Origin of the sequence: Halorubrum salipaludis (assembly GCF_002286985.1) — an archaeon.
Lineage (GTDB): Archaea > Halobacteriota > Halobacteria > Halobacteriales > Haloferacaceae > Halorubrum > Halorubrum salipaludis.
Genome location: NZ_NSKC01000001.1, coordinates 132212 through 148825, shown reverse-complemented (window position 1 = coordinate 148825; position 16614 = coordinate 132212). Strand labels below are relative to the sequence as shown.

Below are 16614 nucleotides of genomic sequence, written 5' to 3'. Positions count from 1 at the left end.
CGCAAAAGCCCCGCGCGTCCCTCCGCGGTGACAGATGGACCTTCCGCGGCTCCGGCGCGTCTGGACGCGCGTCTTCTCGCTCGCGTGGCCGGTCATGGCCGAGCAGACGTTCCGCACCGCGATGCGGACGACCGACGTCCTCGTCACCGCGCTGTTCTCGCCGGCGGCCGTGGTCGCGATCGGGCTCGCCGACCTCTACGCCCGGTTCCCCCTCCGGATCGGGCTCGGACTCGGCGGCGGCGCGATCGCGCTCTCCTCGCAGGATACCGGCGCGGGCGCGACGGACACGCGCGACGAGGCGGTGACGCAGGCGATCCTCGTCGGCGCGCTCGCGGGGGTCCCGTTCGTGCTCTTCGGGCTCTTCTTCGGCGAGTACGCGATCGACGTGTTCGGCCGGCTCGTCGGCGAGCGGACCTCCCCGACCGTCGTCGACCTCGGCTCGACGTACCTCGCGATCGTCTTCGCGACCGCCCCCGCGCGCCACGTCGCCTTAGTCGCCGCCCGCGCCCTGCAGGGGACCGGCGACACCCGCACCCCGATGTACGTCAACGTCGCCGCCAACTCCGTCAACATCGCGGGCTCGGTCGCCCTCGGGCTCGGCCTCTTCGGACTCCCGCGGCTGGAGGTCGTCGGCGTCGGCCTCGCGACCGCCGGCGCCAACGTGCTCACCGCGGGGCTCCTGTGTCTCGCCATCCGGGGCCCGTGGACCGAGGCGTCGTTCGCGCGCCCCCGCGACCTCACGATCGCGAGCCAGCTTCTCCGGGTCAGCGCCCCCCGCGTGCTCGAGGGGTTCGGCTCGGAGCTCGCCGAGTTCCCGTTCAACGCCCTCCTCTTAGGCTTCGGCGAGTCGGTCAACGCCGGGTTCCAGATCGGACGCCGCGTGTACCAGCAGGTGACCGGGCCGCTCTCGCGGGGGTACAACGTCGCCGCATCGGTGCTCGTCGGCCAGTCGCTCGGCGCCGGCGACCCGGACGAGGCCCGGTTCAACGGCTGGGCCGTCGCCGGGCTGGGCGTGCTCACCGTCGGATCGATCGGGCTCGCCCTGGTCGCGCTCGCGCCCCGGCTCGTCCCGATCTTCACCGACGACGGCCCCACGATCGCGTACGCGGTCGACTTCGCCCGGGTCTACGGGCTCGCCGGCACCGTCTTGGTCTGCTTCTCCGCGCTCTCCGGGGCGCTACAGGGAGCGAGCGAGACCCGGATCCCCCTCGTCGCCCGCGTCTCCGGGATGTTCGGCCTCTTCCTCGGAGCGTCGTGGCTGCTCGGGCGCACGGCCGGACTCGGCCCGCAGGGGGCGTACGTCGGCGTGTTCCTCGCGTACGCGTGGATGGCGCTCGTCGTGATCGCCGGCTTCCGCTACTCGGGATGGGCGGACCGCGCCGCGGCGATGATGGCCGAGCGGGGGACCGACGCCGCCGACGGTGGGTCGCCCGACGCCGACGCCGCCGAGCTGTCGTCGGAGGATCGGCCCGACCGCGCCTCGGAGTGACCCTCCGGACCGCTCGGGTTTTTTAAGTATCGGACGGCCGAACCGACTCGCATGGACCTGTCATCCGCGGTCTCCGCCACTGCGTCGACCCTCCGGCGGCGCCCCGCCGACCTGCTCCCGTTTTACCTCCTCGGCACGGCCGTCCCCGTCGTCGCCCGGATCGGCCTCTTCGTCGCGCTCGCCGGGACGTACCTCCACTACGAGCTGACCGGGCGACTCGCCGACGCGCGCCGGGCGCTCGCCGAGCTGGACCTGACGCCGCCCGACGCGCAGGACCCCGAGGCGGTTCAGGCGTGGACCGAGAGCGTGACGCCCGCGCTCGAACCCCTCGCGTCCCCGACCGCGCTCCTCCTCGTGACCGTCGGCATGGCCGTGACCCTCCTGTTGGCGATCCTCACGTACGCCGCGGTCTCCGCGGGGCAGATGTCGGCGGTCGCGGGCCGCGTTCGCGGCGGTCGCGGGCTCACGGCCGGGATCGCCGGCGTCCGGGAGCGCTGGCTCACGTTCCTCGGCCTCTACGTCGCCGAACTCCTGCTGTGGGTCGGGGTGACGCTGCTCGCCGGCCTCGCGGTCGCCGGGGGGTTCCTCGTCAACCCCTTCCTCGGGGCCGCGGTCGCGCTGGTCGCGCTGCTGGTCGGGCTGGTCGTCCTGCTCCTCGTCCGCGCGGTGTTCGCGTTCGCGCCGGCCGCGGTGGTCATCGACGAGACGGGCGTGGTCGGCGCCGTCGAGGGAGCGGGCGGGTTCATCCGGAGGAACCCCGTCGACGCCCTCGCGTACCTCGTCGTCGCCGTCGGCGTGCTCGTGGCGATCTCCTCGGCCGCGTCGGCGCTCGCGTTCCTCGGCGGCGGGGCCGCCGTCGCGCTCGCCAGCGCGGTCGTCGCCGCCCCCGCGCTCGACCTGCTCAAGACCCTCCTGTACGGCGACCACCGCGGCGTTGTCGCGCCCGTCGAGCCGGTCGACGCCCGGATCCGCGACCAGTTCGTCGGGGGCCTCCGCCGCGGCTGGAGAGAGATGGTCGGCTTCGTTCGGCGGACGCCGGGGCTCCACCTCGTCACCGTCCTCGTCGGCGTCGGGTTCGGTGTGGTCGGATGGCTCGCCGTCGACCCCTTCGTCGGCGCGGTCACCACCTCGATCGAGTCGCGGCTGGTCGGTCACCTCCCGCCGACGGCCGCGCTCAACTTCTTCGGCAACAACTGGTCGGTCGCGATCGCGACCTCGTTCGCGGGCACCGCGCTCGTGGTCCCCGCGCTCTCGTCGATCGCGTTCAACGGGCTCGCCCTCGGCGCCACCGCGGCGCTCGAGGAGAACCTCGCCGCGCTGGTCGCGTTCGTCGTCCCCCACGGAATCCTCGAGATCCCCGCCCTGTTCGTCTCCGGCGCGTTAGGGATCCACCTCGGGATCGTCTCGTGGCGGACGTTCCGCGGCAGCCTGTCCCGCGAGGCGTTCGCCGACGCGCTGGAGAACGCGTTCTGGGTGTTGATCGGGGTCGGCGCGCTGATCGCGGTCGCCGCGTTCATCGAGGGATTCGTGAGCCCGTACTACTGGCGGCCGTTCCTCTGAGCGCCCGACTCCCCGGTCCTCTCGGCCGATTCGCCCTCCGCTTCGGCCTTCGCTTCCCCCGTTCGCCGACATCCGCCCGTACGTTCAAGTCCCTCCGACTCGAATCCTGACCTGTATGACGCGACGCGATCCCTTCACCGAGATAGAGGACCTGCTCGAACGGATGGGTCAGGAGTTCGAGGAGCTCGGCGGTACGCTCGACGCGCCGGACTCCGGCGTCCCGGGGTTCCCGGGCGCCCGCGACGTCGCCGTCGACGTGATCGAGGACGACGAGGCGATCACCGTGATCGCCGACCTCCCCGGCTTCGACGCCGACGAGATCGAGGTGGAGCTCCGCGATGACGCCCTCTCGATCGCGGCCACCCGCGAGGAGACGCGGGACGCGGAGGCGACCGTCGGCGACAGCGACGCGGCCGAGGGCGACGCGGCAGGCGACGGGGAGGTTCGGTACCACCGCCGCGAGCGAAGCCGCCGCGCGGTGTCGCGTCGGATTCCGATCCCCGAGCCGGTCGAACGCGACGGGACGACCGCTTCGTACGACGACGGCGTGCTCACCGTCACCCTCCCCAAGCGGTCGCCGTCGGACGCCGCCGGTCACAGCATCGACGTGAACTGATCGGCCGCGATCGGTCCCCCGTCGCCGTCATTCCGCACTTCTCGACCCGACTGCCGCGAGCTATCACCTATCCTGTCGTCTTTAATACCACAGAGTGCGTCCATGAGGTGAGTATCATGAACAGAACCAACCCCTTCGACGAGATCGAGCAGTTCCTCGGCCGCACCACCCTCGGCGGCGACCGCATGTGGGGGCGCGACCTCCGGACCACCGACATCGACGTGGCCGAGTACGACGACGAGTTCGTCGTCATGGCCGACCTCCCGGGATACGACCGCGAGGACATCGATGTCCGGGCGACGGAGGGGCGGCTCACGATCTCCGCCGAGCGCGGCGCGGACCCCGAGATCGCGGAGAGCGAGGACGCGGACCGGCGGTACCTCCGACGCGAGCGCCGCCACGAGTCGATCACTCGCTCCGTCGACCTTCCGGGACACGTCGTCGACGAGGACGCGAGCGCGACGTACCGCCACGGCGTGCTCACCGTCACGCTCCCGAAGGCCGTCGACGAGGCGGCCGACGGCCACCGGATCGACGTGGCGTAGGCCCGATTCAACCCCGTTTTCCACCCCGCCGACACTTTCTCCACGCGCCGCGTGCTATGCCGACGCATGGACGACGCCGATCACGAGGCGGCGCGCCGCGAGCTCGTCGCCCGGCTCCGCCGCCGCCTCGACGTCGACGAGCGGACGCTCGCGGCGATCGAGGCGGTGCCGCGACACGCCTTCGTCCCGGAGCGCCACCGGTCGCGCGCCTACGCCGACCGGCCGCTCCCGATCGGCCACGATCAGACGATCAGCGCGCCGCACATGGTCGCGGTCATGACCGATCTGCTGGACGTCGAATCCGGCGACAAGGTGTTCGAGGTCGGCACGGGCTGCGGCTACCACGCCGCCGTCGTCGCCGAGGTCGTCGGTCCGGGAAACGTCTACAGCGTCGAGTACGTCCCGGAGCTGGCCGAGGCGGCCCGCGATCGGCTCCGGCGGCTCGGGTACGACGTGACCGTTCGAGCCGGCGACGGACGGACGGCGTTTCCGGAGGAGGCGCCGTTCGACGCGGCGTACCTGACCTGCGCGCCGAGCGACGGCGTCCCGGACCGGATCGTCGACCGCGTACGGACGGGCGGCCGGGTCGTCGCGCCGGTCGGTCGCGCCGGCGCACAGCGGCTCGTCAGGCTGACGGTCGGCCACGAGGGCCTCGACCGCGAGGACCACGGCGGCGTCCGGTTCGTTCCGATGCAGTGACGAGCGGTACGGCGGCAGCCGACCGGTGGCGAGCCGTGCGACGACGAGCGAGCGCTTTTAGAGGGCCGAGCACCGAGTCCGGCTATGGACGAGGCGTCGCTTCGGGCCGACATGATCGAGGGGCTCGAACATCAGATCGGCGAGACGCTCGACGAGCCCGTGCTGGCGGCGCTCCAGCGCGTCTCCCGCGACCCGTTCGTCGACGACGCCTCGACGGTCGGGGCCGAGACAGGCCGGGGAGGCGGGGACGGCGGGAACGGGGACCGGTCGCTCGCGCCGGCGACGGTCGTGCGGCTGATCTCCGCGCTCGACGCTCGCGAGGGCGACGAGGTGCTGGTCGTGGGCGCGGGGGTCGGCTACTCGGTCGCGCTGCTCGCCGAGATCGCGGGCGCGAAGCGCGTCCACGCGGTCGACATTGACCGCGAGGCGGTCGCGCTCGCCCGCTCGAACCTCTCGACGGCCGGATACGACGCCGTCCTCGTCGACCGGCGCGACGGCGCGAACGGGCTCCCGGAGTACGCCCCGTACGACCGGATCCTCCTCGAAGCCGGGGTGGTCGAGCCGCCGCGCGCGCTCCGCGAACAGCTGGCTGCGGGCGGTCGGATCGTCTACCCGCGGGGGACCGCGGTCCAGACGATCGCCGCGATCGAACCCGACTCGGAGGGAGCGCCGTCCGACGAGCCGGCCGACGACGAGGCGCCGACCGGGTTCCGGACGGTCGAGACCGCCGGCCCGACGCGGCTGCAGCCGATGCTCGCCGACGGCGAGCAGCGCGGCGTCGAGCGGAACCGCACGCGCCGCGAGGACGCCGAGCGCGCCCAGCAGGGCCACTTCGCGCGCCACGGCTGGGAGCAGGACTGGATCGACTGGGACGACCAGCTCTGATCACTCCGCGACCACCAGCACCTCGGTGTTCCCGCGCTCGTCGACGTAGTCGCCCTCCGCCGGCGGTTTCACGTCGACGGTGAGGGTCCCGTCGGGCTGGTTCGGTCCGAGCTCCGGGTCGACGTCGACGGTCGCGGTGCCGTCGGATCCCGTGGTCGCGGTGGCGACGCCGTCGATCTGCGCCGATCCGCTTCGCACGATCACCGTCGCGTCCGCGACCCGAGACCCGTCCGGATCGAGGACCGCCACGTCGAGCGACTGCTCGCCCGGCGTCGTCACCTCCGGCTGCGGCTGCGCGTCGACCTCCGTCGCGGCTAGCCCGTCGATGTCGCCGATCATCCCCATCATCACGCTGAGGCTCGCGACGCCGACGACGAGCGCGATGACCAGCCTGACCGGTAGGCCCTCGATCGCCCGACGGTCCGAGCGAAACGATCGGCGGTTCGCGGTGCGTCCGTCCCGTTTCGAGTGCGGCATATGGCCGGTGGCCGCGGTATCACTGATAAAGGATCGGACGAGTCGAGCGGGTCGGGGGGATCGGCCGGCGCGTCGCGCCCCGACCTTTTTGTGCGGTACCGCGGCCACCGCGCCCATGCACGTGCTCGGACGCCACTTCGGTTCGGACGAGGGAGCCATCACCGACGGCGCGAACGACGGGTCCGGCGGCGACCGGATCCCGACCGTCCGGCTCGGCTCGTTCCTCGCGCGCGACGGCAGCGCCGGGGCCGCGGTCGGCGTCGACGCCGACGGCCCGCACGCGGGCGTCGTCTTCGGTAAACGCGGCACCGGGAAGTCGTACACGCTCGGCGTCCTCGCGGAGGGGCTCGGGGCGGCCCGCGGCGTCTCTCCGGTCGTGGTCGATCCGATGGGCGTCTTCGGCGGTCTGGAGTCGGCCGGCGGACGGGTCGTCGAACCGCGCATCCGCCCGACGGCGATCCCCCCGGAGGCCTGGCCGGACCTGCTCGGCCTCGACTCGGCGGGCGGGCCGGGAAGTCTTGTCTGGCGCGTCGTCGCCGGCGCCGTCGACGCCGCCGTTGGCGGGTCGGAGCGTTCGAGCGACTCGCCCTCGCTCGCGGCGATCCGCGAGCGCGTCGCCACCGCTGACGCGCCCGCCGACGACCGCCGCGCGGCCGCGAACCACCTGCGGCTCGCGGAGTCGTGGGGCGTCTTCGACGCGGGCGCGCCCCCCGTCGAACGCCTCGCCGCCGACGGCGCGCCGACCGTGCTCGACCTCGCCGGGGCCCCGGAAGCGGCCGCGGCCGCGGTCGTCAGGGCGGTCGCTCGCGGGCTCTACGACGCCCGGATACGCGGCGCGCTCGACCGACTCCCGTGGCTGCTCGTCGACGAGGCGCACGCCTTCTTCGGCGGCGTCGCCGACCCCGCGCTCCGGACGCTGTTAACGCGCGGCCGCGCGCCCGGCGTCTCGCTGGTCTGTGCGACGCAGCGTCCCGGCGCGCTGCCGAGCGTCGCCGTCTCGCAGTCCGACCTGCTCGTCGCCCACCGCCTCACCGCCGAGCGCGACCTCGACCGGCTCGCCGAGGCGGAGGCGACCTACCTCGCCGGCGACCTCGCCTCGCGGCTCCCGGCCGGGACCGGCGAGGCGCTCGTCGTCGACGACGCGACGGAGACGGCCCACACCGTCCGGATCCGCGAGCGCCGGACCCCGCACGGCGGCGGGAGCCCGTGCGCGAGCGGGACCGAGGCGGCCGCGAGCGCCGCCGCGAAGTCCGAAGACCCATGATAAGCGGGGACGACGACGCGGTATGGAACGGACGCCGCTCGGGTTCCTCCTCGTCGCGCTCGGCGGGTTCGTCGGCGCCGTCGCCAGACACGGGGTCGACGTCGCCGCCGGCGACGCGACCGGCGTCGGGACCCTCCTCGCGAACGTCCTCGGCTCCTTCGCGCTCGGCGTGTTGCTCGCGTGCGCACCGAGCCGCCGGACGCGGCTGTTCGTCGGGACCGGCGCGCTCTCCTCGTTCACCACCTACAGCACCTTCGTCGCCGACGCCGCGTCGCTCGGAACGACCGCCGGCGCCGCGTACGTCGCCGCGAGCTACGTCGCCGGGCTCGCGGCCGCCGCGGCCGGGCTGTTCGTCGGGGGGCGACTGTGACCGATCCGCTGTTTGCGGCCGTCCTCGTCGGAATCGGCGGATCGGCCGGCGCCGCGGCCCGGCACGCGGTCGGCCTCCGGGTCGAGGGGCGCCGCTCGGTCGTGGTCGTCAACGCGCTCGGGAGCCTCTCGCTCGGCGTCCTCCTCGCCGCGCCGATCGGCTCGGAGGCGACGCTCCTCGCCGCCGTCGGGTTCTGCGGCGCGTTCACGACGTTCTCCTCGTTCGCCGTCGAAACCGTCTCGACCGCGGCCGACGGCGAGCGACGAGCCGCGGTCGGGTTCGCGGCCGCGAACTTGACGGTCGCGCTGCTCGCGTTCCTCGTCGGGGCGGCTGTCGGCGGCGCGCTCGCCTGACCGCGGTTCGGGGAACGACAGGTACAGGCGGGTCCGGACCCTACCGCTTTGCGTGACCGACGACGCCGAGGATCGGATCGACGCCTCGACCACCGAGGCTCCGGGCGAGAGTCCCGACGACGCCGACGAACCCGACGTGCCGGTCGACTTCGGGGATCTCTCGCTCCCGCAGCGCGCGTTCGTCGCCGCCGTCCAGAACCCGACCCGCGGGGTGGTGATCGCCGGTCTGCTCGCGTTCGCGTTCTCGTTTTACGTCGCTTTCTGGCTGGTCTTCCCGCGGGTCGCGGCGTTCATGTCGGCGGTCGGCGCCGTCCTGCTCGCGCTCGTCGCGCTCGTGTACCTCGTCTCGGATCGGCTCTCGCGGTAGGCTGCTCTTCGGTCGCAGTTCTCGGCCGCGCTCTCGGACCCCTCCGTGCCACTACGGATGCGGCTCGTAGAACTCCCTGAGCGGCACTCCGAACGCGGGCGCGAGCGTCGCCACCGCGTCGCCGACGAGCACGTCGCGCTCGGCGAACTCCCGCTCGACCTGCGCGCCGAGCGCCACGTCCCCGGCCGCGTCGCTTTCGAGGTACTCGCGGACCGTCGTGAACTCCCGCTCCCGCTCGACGACGTACCGGTCGCCGTCGATGAACGGGCCGTAGGTCTCCGGGTCCACGTCGTCGGCGTACGACTCGTAGAAGCTCGCGGCGTGCTTCCGCACCGCGACCGGGGGCCCCTCGTGGCGCACTACGGCCGGCCGCGTCGCGACCTCCAGTTCGGCGTACAGCGCTGCGCGCTCGGCGCCGGACTCGTTGTCGTCTCTACCGTCGCCTCCGTTGTCCGCCCCGTCCGCCGCGTCCGTCATCGCCTGCGCGCGGAGCACGTCGAAGCCGCGCTCGTTCAGTCCCCGGACGACCCCGTCGAGCGACCGCCGGAGCTGTGGCCACAGCTGGTCGTCGACCACGTCGGGCGCGTCGAACACGACGGCGGCCGGCGTCGTCTCTCGCCGGTCGAGGTGGTCGCGAACGTCGCCCGGGCCGAGCGGCGTCAGCGCTTCGGGTTCGAACGGCTCCTCGCTCGGCGTCGCGAGCAGTTCGCGGGCGTAGTGCTGGAACCGCGCGAGGTTCGCCGCCGAGAGCACGGCCGCGACGTTCCGCGTCGGGTCGGTCGGATCCACCACGACCAGCGGGTCGTCGAAGGTCCGCTCGGCGTGGCCCTCAGGGTCGAACTCCACGGGAGGGTGCCAGCTCCGCGCGGACTCCACGAGGGGGACGAACCCGCCGAGCTCCAAGACGAGCAGCTCGGTCAGGTACCCCGAGAACCCCTCGGTGCGGAGGTCGCTGCCGTACGCGCCGATCCCCTTCAGGAACGCCTTCGCGAGCACCACGTCGTCGGCGAGGTCCTCGTCCAGCCGCGCGGACAGGTACGCGTCGTGGAAGGGGGTGCGGTCGACGGCGGAGACGAGGTCGCCGGCGGTCGCCACGTCGTGACAGGGGACGAGATCCACGTCGAACCCCTCGTGGGTGCCCTTCACGTAGGGGTGTTCGGCGTACTCCTCGTGGCCGTCGGGGAGGACGGCGTGGCCGACGGCGAGCCCGTACTCCTCCAGCTGTTCGCGGTCGAGGTCGGCGTCGAACCGTACGAAGAGATCGATGTCGCGGTCGCCGGAGACCCACGTGCCCCGCGCCGTCGACCCCACCTGCACCACGTCGGCGTCGACGGGGAGGTCGGCGATCGCCTCCCGGGTCCGCTCGGTGAGATCGGCGGCGACGGCTCGCAGGTGCTCGCGCTCCGCCGGCTCGGGCACCACCCGGTCGCGAACGCGCGACAGCACCGCCTCGAGATCGTCCATGGAGTCGGCTTCTCGCGGTTCGGCCGAAAACGTGTCGGTGGCCGCGCGAAAGCGGTGATCGGGATCGCGATCGGGAGACGAGGGGCGGGTTCGACTGCGCCGCGCCAACTGATCGCACTCGCGTCGGGCGGAAACGAAAGCCCTATCAAAACGAGTCGAGTACTCGGAGATGAGCCGAAGTAGCTCAGTTGGTAGAGCGCCTCGCTGTTACGACGCTCGGTGGGTTTCCCCCCGGACGTCACAGTCACGAGGCGGTCCCAGGTTCGAGTCCTGGCTTCGGCGCTTCTTTCATACGGTCTTGATGACGACCACGCGTTTTGTACGAAACCGACGCAGGGCGTCGTATGTCGCGCTCCGAGCAGTACGACCGACTCGGCGAACCTCAGAAGCGCGGACAGGCCACGGAAGCGATCGTCACGGCGGAGCTGATCGCTCGCGGCGTCTCCGTCCTCACCCCGGCGTACGATAACGAACCATACGACCTCGTGATGGAGATCGACGGCAGCTTTCACCGGATACAGGTCAAGACCGCGTTCGACGGCAAACGCGACGGTGCGGTGGAGTTCCGGACCCGAAGCGTTCGGACGAAAAGCGAGGGGTACGAACGAGAGGGATACGACGGCGAGATCGACTACTTCGCAGCCCTGAACGTCACGAACGAGGAGATCTATCTCGTCCCGATCGAAGACGCCGGATCGACGGCGACCACGATCCGGTACGAACCCGCCGCGAACAACAACCGGGCGAACGTGAACTGGCACACCGAGTACCGGCTTGACACGGTCCTCGATCGCCTCCGATCGGGGTAATGCGGTAGGCTAAAGAACGTGCCTCGTATATCCCGGATCTGTCGGGCCTTTAGCTTAGTCTGGCTCAAAGCCCTCCGCTCATAACGGAGTGATCGCCGGTTCAAATCCGGCAAGGCCCATCCTCTATCTCCCGTTTTCTCGTTTTCTACTCCAACAGCGTCACCAGCTCGTTCACGTCTTCGACGACCGCGTCCGCACCGACCTCGGTGTACTTCCGACGCCCATCCTCGCCGGTCAGGCCGCCGGTGAGGACGCCGATCCCGTAGTAGACGCGGCTCGCGTCCTCGTCGTCGGCGTTGCGCGCGGTCCGCACGTCGTCGAGCGTGTCGCCGGCGAAGGCGACCCGGTCGGCGTCGAACCGCTCCGCGAGGGTCACCAGGGCCCGCGGGTGCGGCTTCCCCTCCTCCCAGTCGTCCATCGTGAACCGCCGGTCCTCGGGCACGTCGAGGCCGACGCGCTCCAAGGCGATCTCCGCCTCGGCGGCGGGCCGCCCGGTTAACACGCCCACGTCGAACCGGTCGGTGAGGTCGGCGATCGTCTCGGGATCGACCAGGGTCGGCTCGTCGTGGATGTATCCCGGCGCCGACAGCGGCGGCTCGCCGCCCTCCAGCTCGCGGTACAGGTCCGCGCCGAGGTACAGCGCCTGAAACGTCTCGCGGAGGCGGTCGGTGTCCCACTGGTCGCGGACGCGCGCCTGCGCGACGCGGGGGAGGTCGCCGACGACCGCCTTCGCGGCGTCGAGCCCGCCGCCCTCCTCGGCGACTCGGTCGGTGAACGTCTCCACGTCCATCCCGAGCCCCTCGCGGCGGGCGAGCACGTAGAGGGCAGCCGCGTTCGTCAGCTCCCAGTCGTTGTTGAACCCGCCGGCGTCCTTGAACGACTGGACCGCGTCGCGATCGATCGTCTTGTCACACACTCGTTCGACGGACTCGATGATGGCCCGCCGGTAGGAGTCCGCCACGTCGACCAACACCCCGTCGATGTCGAGGACGACTGCGTCGACCTGCATACCCGTACGCCGGCAGGAACGGGAAAGAACGTTCGGGTTCTCGTCGATCCGGTCGGGTTCGTTCGGTTTCGCTCCCGTCGGCTCATTCCGGGTCTGGCGGCGGTCCCCCGCGCTCCCCGTCCCGTGCGACGTACAGCACGGCTCCGTCGACGGAACGCCGCCGCACCGGGACGACAGGCTCCTCGAACCCGAGGGTGGTGAACGCGCAGGCCGCGTCGAGCCGGTCGGCGAGCGCGACGGTCGGGCTCTGCAGTTCGGCCGGAAGGTGACACGCGTACACCGCGCCGACCGCGGTGCGGCCGTCCGCGTCGTCGTCGGGGTCAGCGAGGGGATCGCCGTCGCGTTCACTTTTCCCGTCCGCGAGCGCGAGGATGTCCCCTCGCCGGACGCGGAGCGACCCCGCAACCTCCTCGCTCTCGGTTTCTTGTGCGGCCGCCCGCGTCCGGTCTCCCGGTTCGACGTCGACGGCGACGACCCGGCACCCCCGCTCCGCGAGCGCTCGCGCGACCCCCGGTCGGTCGCCGACGCCGACCTCGACGAGGCGGTCGTGTCCCGCAATTTCTTCGACCAGCGCGCGACGGGTGGATGAGACCACGGCGCGGGCTTTATGATTGCGGCGGTCATAAGCGGTTCCATGCTCGTGGACATCGTCCCAGTCGGGGAGGTCACCCCCCGCGTGAAACGCGAGGCCTCCGCCGCGCTCCGTTCGGTGTACGACTGCGACGTGACCGTCCACGACGACCAGCCGATCCCCGAGACGGCCTACGACGGCGACCGCGACCAGTACCGCGCCGAGGACCTCATCGAGACCGTCGGTCGCGTCGGGGGCGGCGACAAGAACATCGGGATCACCCCGCGCGACCTCTACTACCGCCGCCGGAACTACGTGTTCGGGCTCGCGTACCTCAACGGCAGCGGCTCCGTGATCTCGACCCATCGCCTCCGCACCTCCTCCGACGGGGGCGTCTCGACGAAGCCCGCGGTCGACGTGTTCTCCGACCGCGTCCGCAAGGAGGTCGTCCACGAGATCGGCCACACGCTCGGCTTGGAGCACTGCGACAACAGCAAGTGCGTCATGTCCTTCTCGCCGACGGTCCGCGAGGTCGACGTGAAAGAGGAGAACCTCTGCGGCTCCTGTTCGCGGCTCGTCCGGTAGACGTCTCGCTGCTCCGTCGGCGACTCCCCGCCGCCGGTAGACGTAAACCGTATCCTGTCTAACTGCGATGTATGGCCGCAAAGCCGGAGTACCGCGACCGGCCGGACGTCGAGGTCGCGCTGCTGGACGCGCTCGTCGACCGCGGCGACGAGGGGATGACGGTGCTGGAGCTGCGCGCGGCCGTCGACGCCGACATCGACGCCGTCGAGGAGGCGCTGTCGGCGCTGAAAGAGGACTCGCTCATCACCGTCGAGAGTCGGGAACGGGTCCGCGTGTACCCGCACGACCGCGTCATCCCCGACCCCGAGGACCAGATTGACGACGGAGCGGGCTCCCTCGTCGACGCCGTCCGCGACCGGCTCGGTCTGTAGGGACACCGGATCGGGACGTAACGACACGAAATGCACCCGCGAGGTGCGGGGGCGGCAGGGAATCGCCCCGCGTCCGCCGAAGCCAGCGGCCTTTTGCCGCTCGCCCGACTCCGTACCGGTATGACTCTCGTCTCCGACACTCATGGCGCCCACGGCGCGGTGTACCGTGACCGCGGCGGCCGTCAGGTGGTCGACCACTACCGGAAGCCCGAGCGCGTCGGCAAGGCGGTCCGCAACGTCGTCGGCGCGATCGAGATGGGGTACGGCGTGCTCGCCGTCACGGGCGAAGACCGCGTCGAGTTCGTCGACAACGCCGTCTCCAACCGGGTGCCGGACGAGGACGGACAGGGGGTGTACGCGCTCCTGCTCGACCCGCAGGGCGGCATCGAGACGGACATGTACGTGTACAACGCCGACGAGCGCCTGCTCGTCTTCCTCCCGCCCGAGCGGGCCGAGGCGGTCGCCGAGGACTGGGCAAGCAAGGTGTTCATCCAGGACGTGGCGATCGACGACATCTCCGAGGAGCTCGGCGTCTTCGGGGTCCACGGTCCCAAGTCCACCGAGAAGATCGCCTCGGTGCTCGGCGGACCGGGGGCCCCCGAGAAGCCGCTCTCCTTCGTCCGCGGGTCGATGGTCGACGCCGGCGTCACCGTGATCGCGACCGACGCGCCCCTGGGCGAGGAGGGGTACGAGGTCGTCTGCGCCGCCGAGGACGCCGAAGAGGTGCTCGACACGCTGCTCAACCGCGGGCTCAACGCGGCCCCCTTCGGCTACCGGACGTGGGACGCGCTCTCGCTCGAGGCCGGCACGCCCCTCTTCGAGTACGAACTGGAGGGAACGGTGCCGAACGTCCTCGGGCTCCGCAACGCCCTGGACTTCGAGAAGGGCTGTTACGTCGGCCAGGAGGTCGTCTCCCGCGTCGAGAATCAGGGCCGACCGAGCCGGCGGCTCGTCGGGCTCGACCTCGGCGGCCTCGCCGACGCGACCGCCGACATCGACGGCGACGCGAATCCGGAGGGGTACGACGAGGTCCTGCCCGCTCCCGGCGCGGCCGTCTTCGACGGCGACGAGGCGGTCGGCGAGGTGACCCGCGCGGCGGTCGGTCCCGCCGCCGGCGACCCGATCGCCCTCGCGCTCGTCAGGTTCGACGCCGACCTCGCCGACCCCACCGTGCGCGTCGACGGCGAGGAGGTGCCGGCGACCCGCGCCGACCTCCCGTTCCCCTCCGTCAGAGGGAGCGCGCAGTCCGCCCGGCTGCCGACGTACCCGAGCGACGAGTAGTTCCCACCGTCGCTTTGCGGTCGGTGCGTGCCGCCGAGCGCCCTGATACGGGCGCGAGGTGCACGCGCGAGGGAGCGGTGAGCGGAGTGGGCGACCGGAGGGAGCCCCGAGCGAGCCGCGAGGCTGGGGAGGCGTGAGGCTGCGGTGCTGTGCGGTGCGGGACTCAAAGGGGCAGTCGGCTCCGGGAAGATGGGCGACGCAAGCACCGCGAGGAGCGAGTGAAACGAGCGACTGAGGAGCGCAGCGAGCCCCTCGACCGGAGCCGACTGGGGCTTTGGAGGTATTCACCACCGCTCCGCTGTTAATCTATATAACTGGAGACTCACCGCTCGTGGATCCGGGTGATCGTTACAGCACGAACTGCACGGCCGAGTACACGCCGAACCCGAGCGCCAGCGACCCGACGAGCGACGCGATCCACGCGAACACGGTGTACCCCATCTTCGCCCGGCTCACCCCGGCGTCACCCGCGGCGTAGCCCGCGCCGACGATGGCGGAGACGATGATCTCGTTGAACGAGACGGGGATCCCGAACGCGACGGCGGTCTGTGCGATCGCGAACGACGGGATGAGCGCCGAGATCGACCGCCGCGGTCCCATCGAGGCGTAGTCCTGCGAGATCGCCTTGATCATCCGCGGCGCGCCGGTCCACGACCCGGCGAGCAGCCCCGCGCCCCCGCCGACGAGCAGCGCCCACAGCGGGACGCCCACGTCGCTGAAGATCGGCACGAGCGGGCCGATCGCGAGGCCGACCTGCGAGCCACCGGCCGAGAAGGCGACGAGCCCGCCCATCGCCAGCAGGAACCGGCGCTGAGCGCCCTCGCGGTCGCGACCGAGGTCGGCGTACACCGCGACCGCGACGATCGCGGCGACCGCGGCCGTGATCAGGGGCGTCCCGATCGCGCCGAGCCCGAGCCCGGGACCGAGCGCCTCCGACAGCGACGCCTGCTCGCCCGCCGGCCCGAGCAGCGCGAATCCGACGTTCGCGACGATCGCGCCGACGAGCCCGGCGAGCGCGGCGGTGAGCGGTCGCTCCGGGAGCGCGTCGCCGATGAGCCCGCGAGCGACGACGTAGGCGACCCCGCCGCCGGCGAACGGGGTGAGCACCCACAGCGTGAGGATCTCGGTGTACTTCGGCCACGCCGGGTCGCCGCCCATCGCGAGCCCGACGCCGACGACCGCGCCGGTGACCGTGAAGGCGGTCGCGATCGGGTAGCCGGCGAACACCCCGATCGCGACGAGCGCGGCCGCGGTGAGCAGCGCCACGATGGCGGCGCCGGCGGTGAGCGTGACGCCGCCGATCAGCTCGGTCCCCACCGCTTCCGTCACGTTCGCGCCCTGCAGGATCGCGCCGAGCAGGCCCAACACCCCGACGACGAGCCCCGCGCGCATCACGGAGATGGCGTTGGCGCCGACCGCCGGCGCGAACGGGGTCGACCCGGAGGAGCCGGCCCCGATCGACCACGCCATGAAGAGGCTGGCCGCGGCGGCGACCCCGAGGGTGGCGACAGTTGCGACGACCATCTTACCGCTGCCCGTCCTCGTACCCTTCGCGGAGCCCCGTCAGCGTGCGCCGGACCAGCAGAAACGCGAAGAAGAAGAACCCGAGCAAGACGAGGAGGATCACGACGAACAACGGTTCGACCGGGAGCATACACTCGAATCCGTCGGCACGGTGTTATGCGTTTCGGCAGGCGATGGACCGCCGGTTCAGTCCGCCGGTTCCGGGCGTCGCTCCCGGCCGCCGGTTTCGGGCGTCGATCTCGGGCGTCGCTCCCGACCGGAGTCGCCCGGTGACTAAAACGCGCCTTTGTCCATAAGCTACCTATAAGCTATCACCGGCGCAAGGTGTCGATGCGACCCCCGCTTCGGCCCTCTCCCCACGATCGGTCGCCGACC

20 protein-coding genes and 2 tRNA genes are annotated in these 16614 nt (G+C 71.9%); 16 read left to right on the top strand and 6 right to left on the bottom strand.

Going from position 1 to position 16614, the window contains the following annotated elements; genetic code table 11:
• Positions 1-34 precede the first annotated feature (34 nt).
• From CK500_RS00745 to CK500_RS00720, 6 genes are all read left to right on the top strand, one after another.
• Positions 35-1489, top strand: a complete 1455-nt coding sequence (locus tag CK500_RS00745; RefSeq protein WP_095635346.1) for an MATE family efflux transporter — start codon at positions 35-37, stop codon at positions 1487-1489.
• A 51-nt stretch (positions 1490-1540) separates the two neighbouring features.
• Complete coding sequence (locus CK500_RS00740) at positions 1541-3049, top strand: stage II sporulation protein M (RefSeq protein WP_095635345.1); 1509 nt, start codon at positions 1541-1543, stop codon at positions 3047-3049.
• Positions 3050-3164: 115 nt separating this feature from the next.
• Positions 3165-3665 carry an Hsp20/alpha crystallin family protein gene (locus CK500_RS00735; RefSeq protein WP_095635344.1) on the top strand — a complete coding sequence of 167 codons (501 nt, stop codon included), beginning with the start codon at positions 3165-3167 and terminating at the stop codon, positions 3663-3665.
• A 116-nt stretch (positions 3666-3781) separates the two neighbouring features.
• Positions 3782-4210, top strand: a complete 429-nt coding sequence (locus tag CK500_RS00730; RefSeq protein WP_095635343.1) for an Hsp20/alpha crystallin family protein — start codon at positions 3782-3784, stop codon at positions 4208-4210.
• A gap of 66 nt (positions 4211-4276) precedes the next feature.
• Positions 4277-4909, top strand: coding sequence for a protein-L-isoaspartate(D-aspartate) O-methyltransferase (locus CK500_RS00725; protein ID WP_095635342.1), 633 nt, complete (start codon positions 4277-4279; stop codon positions 4907-4909).
• 84 nt (positions 4910-4993) lie between these two features.
• Positions 4994-5794 carry a protein-L-isoaspartate O-methyltransferase family protein gene (locus CK500_RS00720; protein WP_095635341.1) on the top strand — a complete coding sequence of 267 codons (801 nt, stop codon included), beginning with the start codon at positions 4994-4996 and terminating at the stop codon, positions 5792-5794.
• On the opposite strand, the gene CK500_RS00715 is transcribed toward CK500_RS00720, so the two are convergent.
• Positions 5795-6271 carry a DUF7382 domain-containing protein gene (locus tag CK500_RS00715; RefSeq protein ID WP_095635340.1) on the bottom strand — a complete coding sequence of 159 codons (477 nt, stop codon included), beginning with the start codon at positions 6269-6271 and terminating at the stop codon, positions 5795-5797.
• 115 nt (positions 6272-6386) lie between these two features.
• On the opposite strand from CK500_RS00715, the gene CK500_RS00710 reads away from it, so the two are divergent.
• From CK500_RS00710 to CK500_RS00695, 4 genes are read left to right on the top strand one after another with little or no spacing between them, the layout of a single operon-like run.
• Positions 6387-7535 carry an ATP-binding protein gene (locus CK500_RS00710; RefSeq protein WP_095635339.1) on the top strand — a complete coding sequence of 383 codons (1149 nt, stop codon included), beginning with the start codon at positions 6387-6389 and terminating at the stop codon, positions 7533-7535.
• 22 nt (positions 7536-7557) lie between these two features.
• Positions 7558-7905: a fluoride efflux transporter FluC gene (locus tag CK500_RS00705; protein ID WP_095635338.1), complete on the top strand. Its 348-nt coding sequence runs from the start codon at positions 7558-7560 to the stop codon at positions 7903-7905.
• Complete coding sequence (locus CK500_RS00700) at positions 7902-8258, top strand: fluoride efflux transporter FluC (RefSeq protein WP_095635337.1); 357 nt, start codon at positions 7902-7904, stop codon at positions 8256-8258. Before CK500_RS00705 ends, CK500_RS00700 begins: the two co-directional genes overlap by 4 nt.
• Before the next feature lie 52 nt (positions 8259-8310).
• Entirely contained in the window at positions 8311-8625 is a 315-nt protein-coding gene (locus CK500_RS00695) for a hypothetical protein (RefSeq protein WP_095635336.1), read from the top strand.
• 51 nt (positions 8626-8676) lie between these two features.
• Here CK500_RS00695 and cca read toward each other — a convergent pair whose 3' ends face one another.
• Positions 8677-10089, bottom strand: a complete 1413-nt coding sequence (cca, locus tag CK500_RS00690; protein ID WP_095635335.1) for a CCA tRNA nucleotidyltransferase — start codon at positions 10087-10089, stop codon at positions 8677-8679.
• Positions 10090-10262: 173 nt separating this feature from the next.
• Here cca and CK500_RS00685 point away from each other — a divergent pair.
• From CK500_RS00685 to CK500_RS00675, 3 genes are all read left to right on the top strand, one after another.
• Positions 10263-10371, top strand: a tRNA-Asn gene (locus CK500_RS00685).
• Between the two features lie 62 nt (positions 10372-10433).
• Entirely contained in the window at positions 10434-10898 is a 465-nt protein-coding gene (locus CK500_RS00680) for a group I intron-associated PD-(D/E)XK endonuclease (protein WP_095635334.1), read from the top strand.
• 43 nt (positions 10899-10941) lie between these two features.
• Positions 10942-11017: transfer RNA gene (locus CK500_RS00675), tRNA-Ile, on the top strand.
• Between the two features lie 26 nt (positions 11018-11043).
• On the opposite strand, the gene CK500_RS00670 is transcribed toward CK500_RS00675, so the two are convergent.
• Positions 11044-11907, bottom strand: coding sequence for a TIGR01548 family HAD-type hydrolase (locus tag CK500_RS00670; protein WP_095635333.1), 864 nt, complete (start codon positions 11905-11907; stop codon positions 11044-11046).
• 82 nt (positions 11908-11989) lie between these two features.
• The gene (locus CK500_RS00665; protein WP_095635332.1) at positions 11990-12502 is read right to left on the bottom strand and encodes a UPF0146 family protein; all 513 of its coding nucleotides are present in this window, start codon (positions 12500-12502) and stop codon (positions 11990-11992) included.
• A 39-nt stretch (positions 12503-12541) separates the two neighbouring features.
• Here CK500_RS00665 and CK500_RS00660 point away from each other — a divergent pair, with 39 nt between their 5' ends.
• From CK500_RS00660 to ygfZ, 3 genes are all read left to right on the top strand, one after another.
• Positions 12542-13063: an archaemetzincin family Zn-dependent metalloprotease gene (locus CK500_RS00660; RefSeq protein WP_095635331.1), complete on the top strand. Its 522-nt coding sequence runs from the start codon at positions 12542-12544 to the stop codon at positions 13061-13063.
• A 71-nt stretch (positions 13064-13134) separates the two neighbouring features.
• Positions 13135-13434, top strand: a complete 300-nt coding sequence (locus CK500_RS00655) for a DUF6432 family protein (RefSeq protein ID WP_095635330.1) — start codon at positions 13135-13137, stop codon at positions 13432-13434.
• Positions 13435-13554: 120 nt separating this feature from the next.
• Positions 13555-14715, top strand: a complete 1161-nt coding sequence (gene ygfZ / locus CK500_RS00650; RefSeq protein WP_095635329.1) for a CAF17-like 4Fe-4S cluster assembly/insertion protein YgfZ — start codon at positions 13555-13557, stop codon at positions 14713-14715.
• 348 nt (positions 14716-15063) lie between these two features.
• Here ygfZ and CK500_RS00645 read toward each other — a convergent pair whose 3' ends face one another.
• Both CK500_RS00645 and CK500_RS17695 read right to left on the bottom strand, forming a co-directional pair.
• Complete coding sequence (locus tag CK500_RS00645; protein WP_095635328.1) at positions 15064-16239, bottom strand: inorganic phosphate transporter; 1176 nt, start codon at positions 16237-16239, stop codon at positions 15064-15066.
• A 1-nt stretch (position 16240) separates the two neighbouring features.
• Positions 16241-16369, bottom strand: coding sequence for a DUF7859 family protein (locus CK500_RS17695; protein WP_255521205.1), 129 nt, complete (start codon positions 16367-16369; stop codon positions 16241-16243).
• Between the last annotated feature and the right edge of the window lie 245 nt (positions 16370-16614).

Bases quoted from the DNA above. Each gene is read 5' to 3' on its own strand.
- CK500_RS00745 (WP_095635346.1), top strand. From the start codon at position 35: ATGGACCTTCCGCGGCTCCGGCGCGTCTGGACGCGCGTCTTCTCGCTC.
- CK500_RS00740 (WP_095635345.1), top strand. From the start codon at position 1,541: ATGGACCTGTCATCCGCGGTCTCCGCCACTGCGTCGACCCTCCGGCGG.
- CK500_RS00735 (WP_095635344.1), top strand. From the start codon at position 3,165: ATGACGCGACGCGATCCCTTCACCGAGATAGAGGACCTGCTCGAACGG.
- CK500_RS00730 (WP_095635343.1), top strand. From the start codon at position 3,782: ATGAACAGAACCAACCCCTTCGACGAGATCGAGCAGTTCCTCGGCCGC.
- CK500_RS00725 (WP_095635342.1), top strand. From the start codon at position 4,277: ATGGACGACGCCGATCACGAGGCGGCGCGCCGCGAGCTCGTCGCCCGG.
- CK500_RS00720 (WP_095635341.1), top strand. From the start codon at position 4,994: ATGGACGAGGCGTCGCTTCGGGCCGACATGATCGAGGGGCTCGAACAT.
- CK500_RS00715 (WP_095635340.1), bottom strand. From the start codon at position 6,271: ATGCCGCACTCGAAACGGGACGGACGCACCGCGAACCGCCGATCGTTT.
- CK500_RS00710 (WP_095635339.1), top strand. From the start codon at position 6,387: ATGCACGTGCTCGGACGCCACTTCGGTTCGGACGAGGGAGCCATCACC.
- CK500_RS00705 (WP_095635338.1), top strand. From the start codon at position 7,558: ATGGAACGGACGCCGCTCGGGTTCCTCCTCGTCGCGCTCGGCGGGTTC.
- cca (WP_095635335.1), bottom strand. From the start codon at position 10,089: ATGGACGATCTCGAGGCGGTGCTGTCGCGCGTTCGCGACCGGGTGGTG.
- CK500_RS00680 (WP_095635334.1), top strand. From the start codon at position 10,434: ATGTCGCGCTCCGAGCAGTACGACCGACTCGGCGAACCTCAGAAGCGC.
- CK500_RS00670 (WP_095635333.1), bottom strand. From the start codon at position 11,907: ATGCAGGTCGACGCAGTCGTCCTCGACATCGACGGGGTGTTGGTCGAC.
- CK500_RS00660 (WP_095635331.1), top strand. From the start codon at position 12,542: ATGCTCGTGGACATCGTCCCAGTCGGGGAGGTCACCCCCCGCGTGAAA.
- CK500_RS00655 (WP_095635330.1), top strand. From the start codon at position 13,135: ATGGCCGCAAAGCCGGAGTACCGCGACCGGCCGGACGTCGAGGTCGCG.
- ygfZ (WP_095635329.1), top strand. From the start codon at position 13,555: ATGACTCTCGTCTCCGACACTCATGGCGCCCACGGCGCGGTGTACCGT.
- CK500_RS00645 (WP_095635328.1), bottom strand. From the start codon at position 16,239: ATGGTCGTCGCAACTGTCGCCACCCTCGGGGTCGCCGCCGCGGCCAGC.
- CK500_RS17695 (WP_255521205.1), bottom strand. From the start codon at position 16,369: ATGCTCCCGGTCGAACCGTTGTTCGTCGTGATCCTCCTCGTCTTGCTC.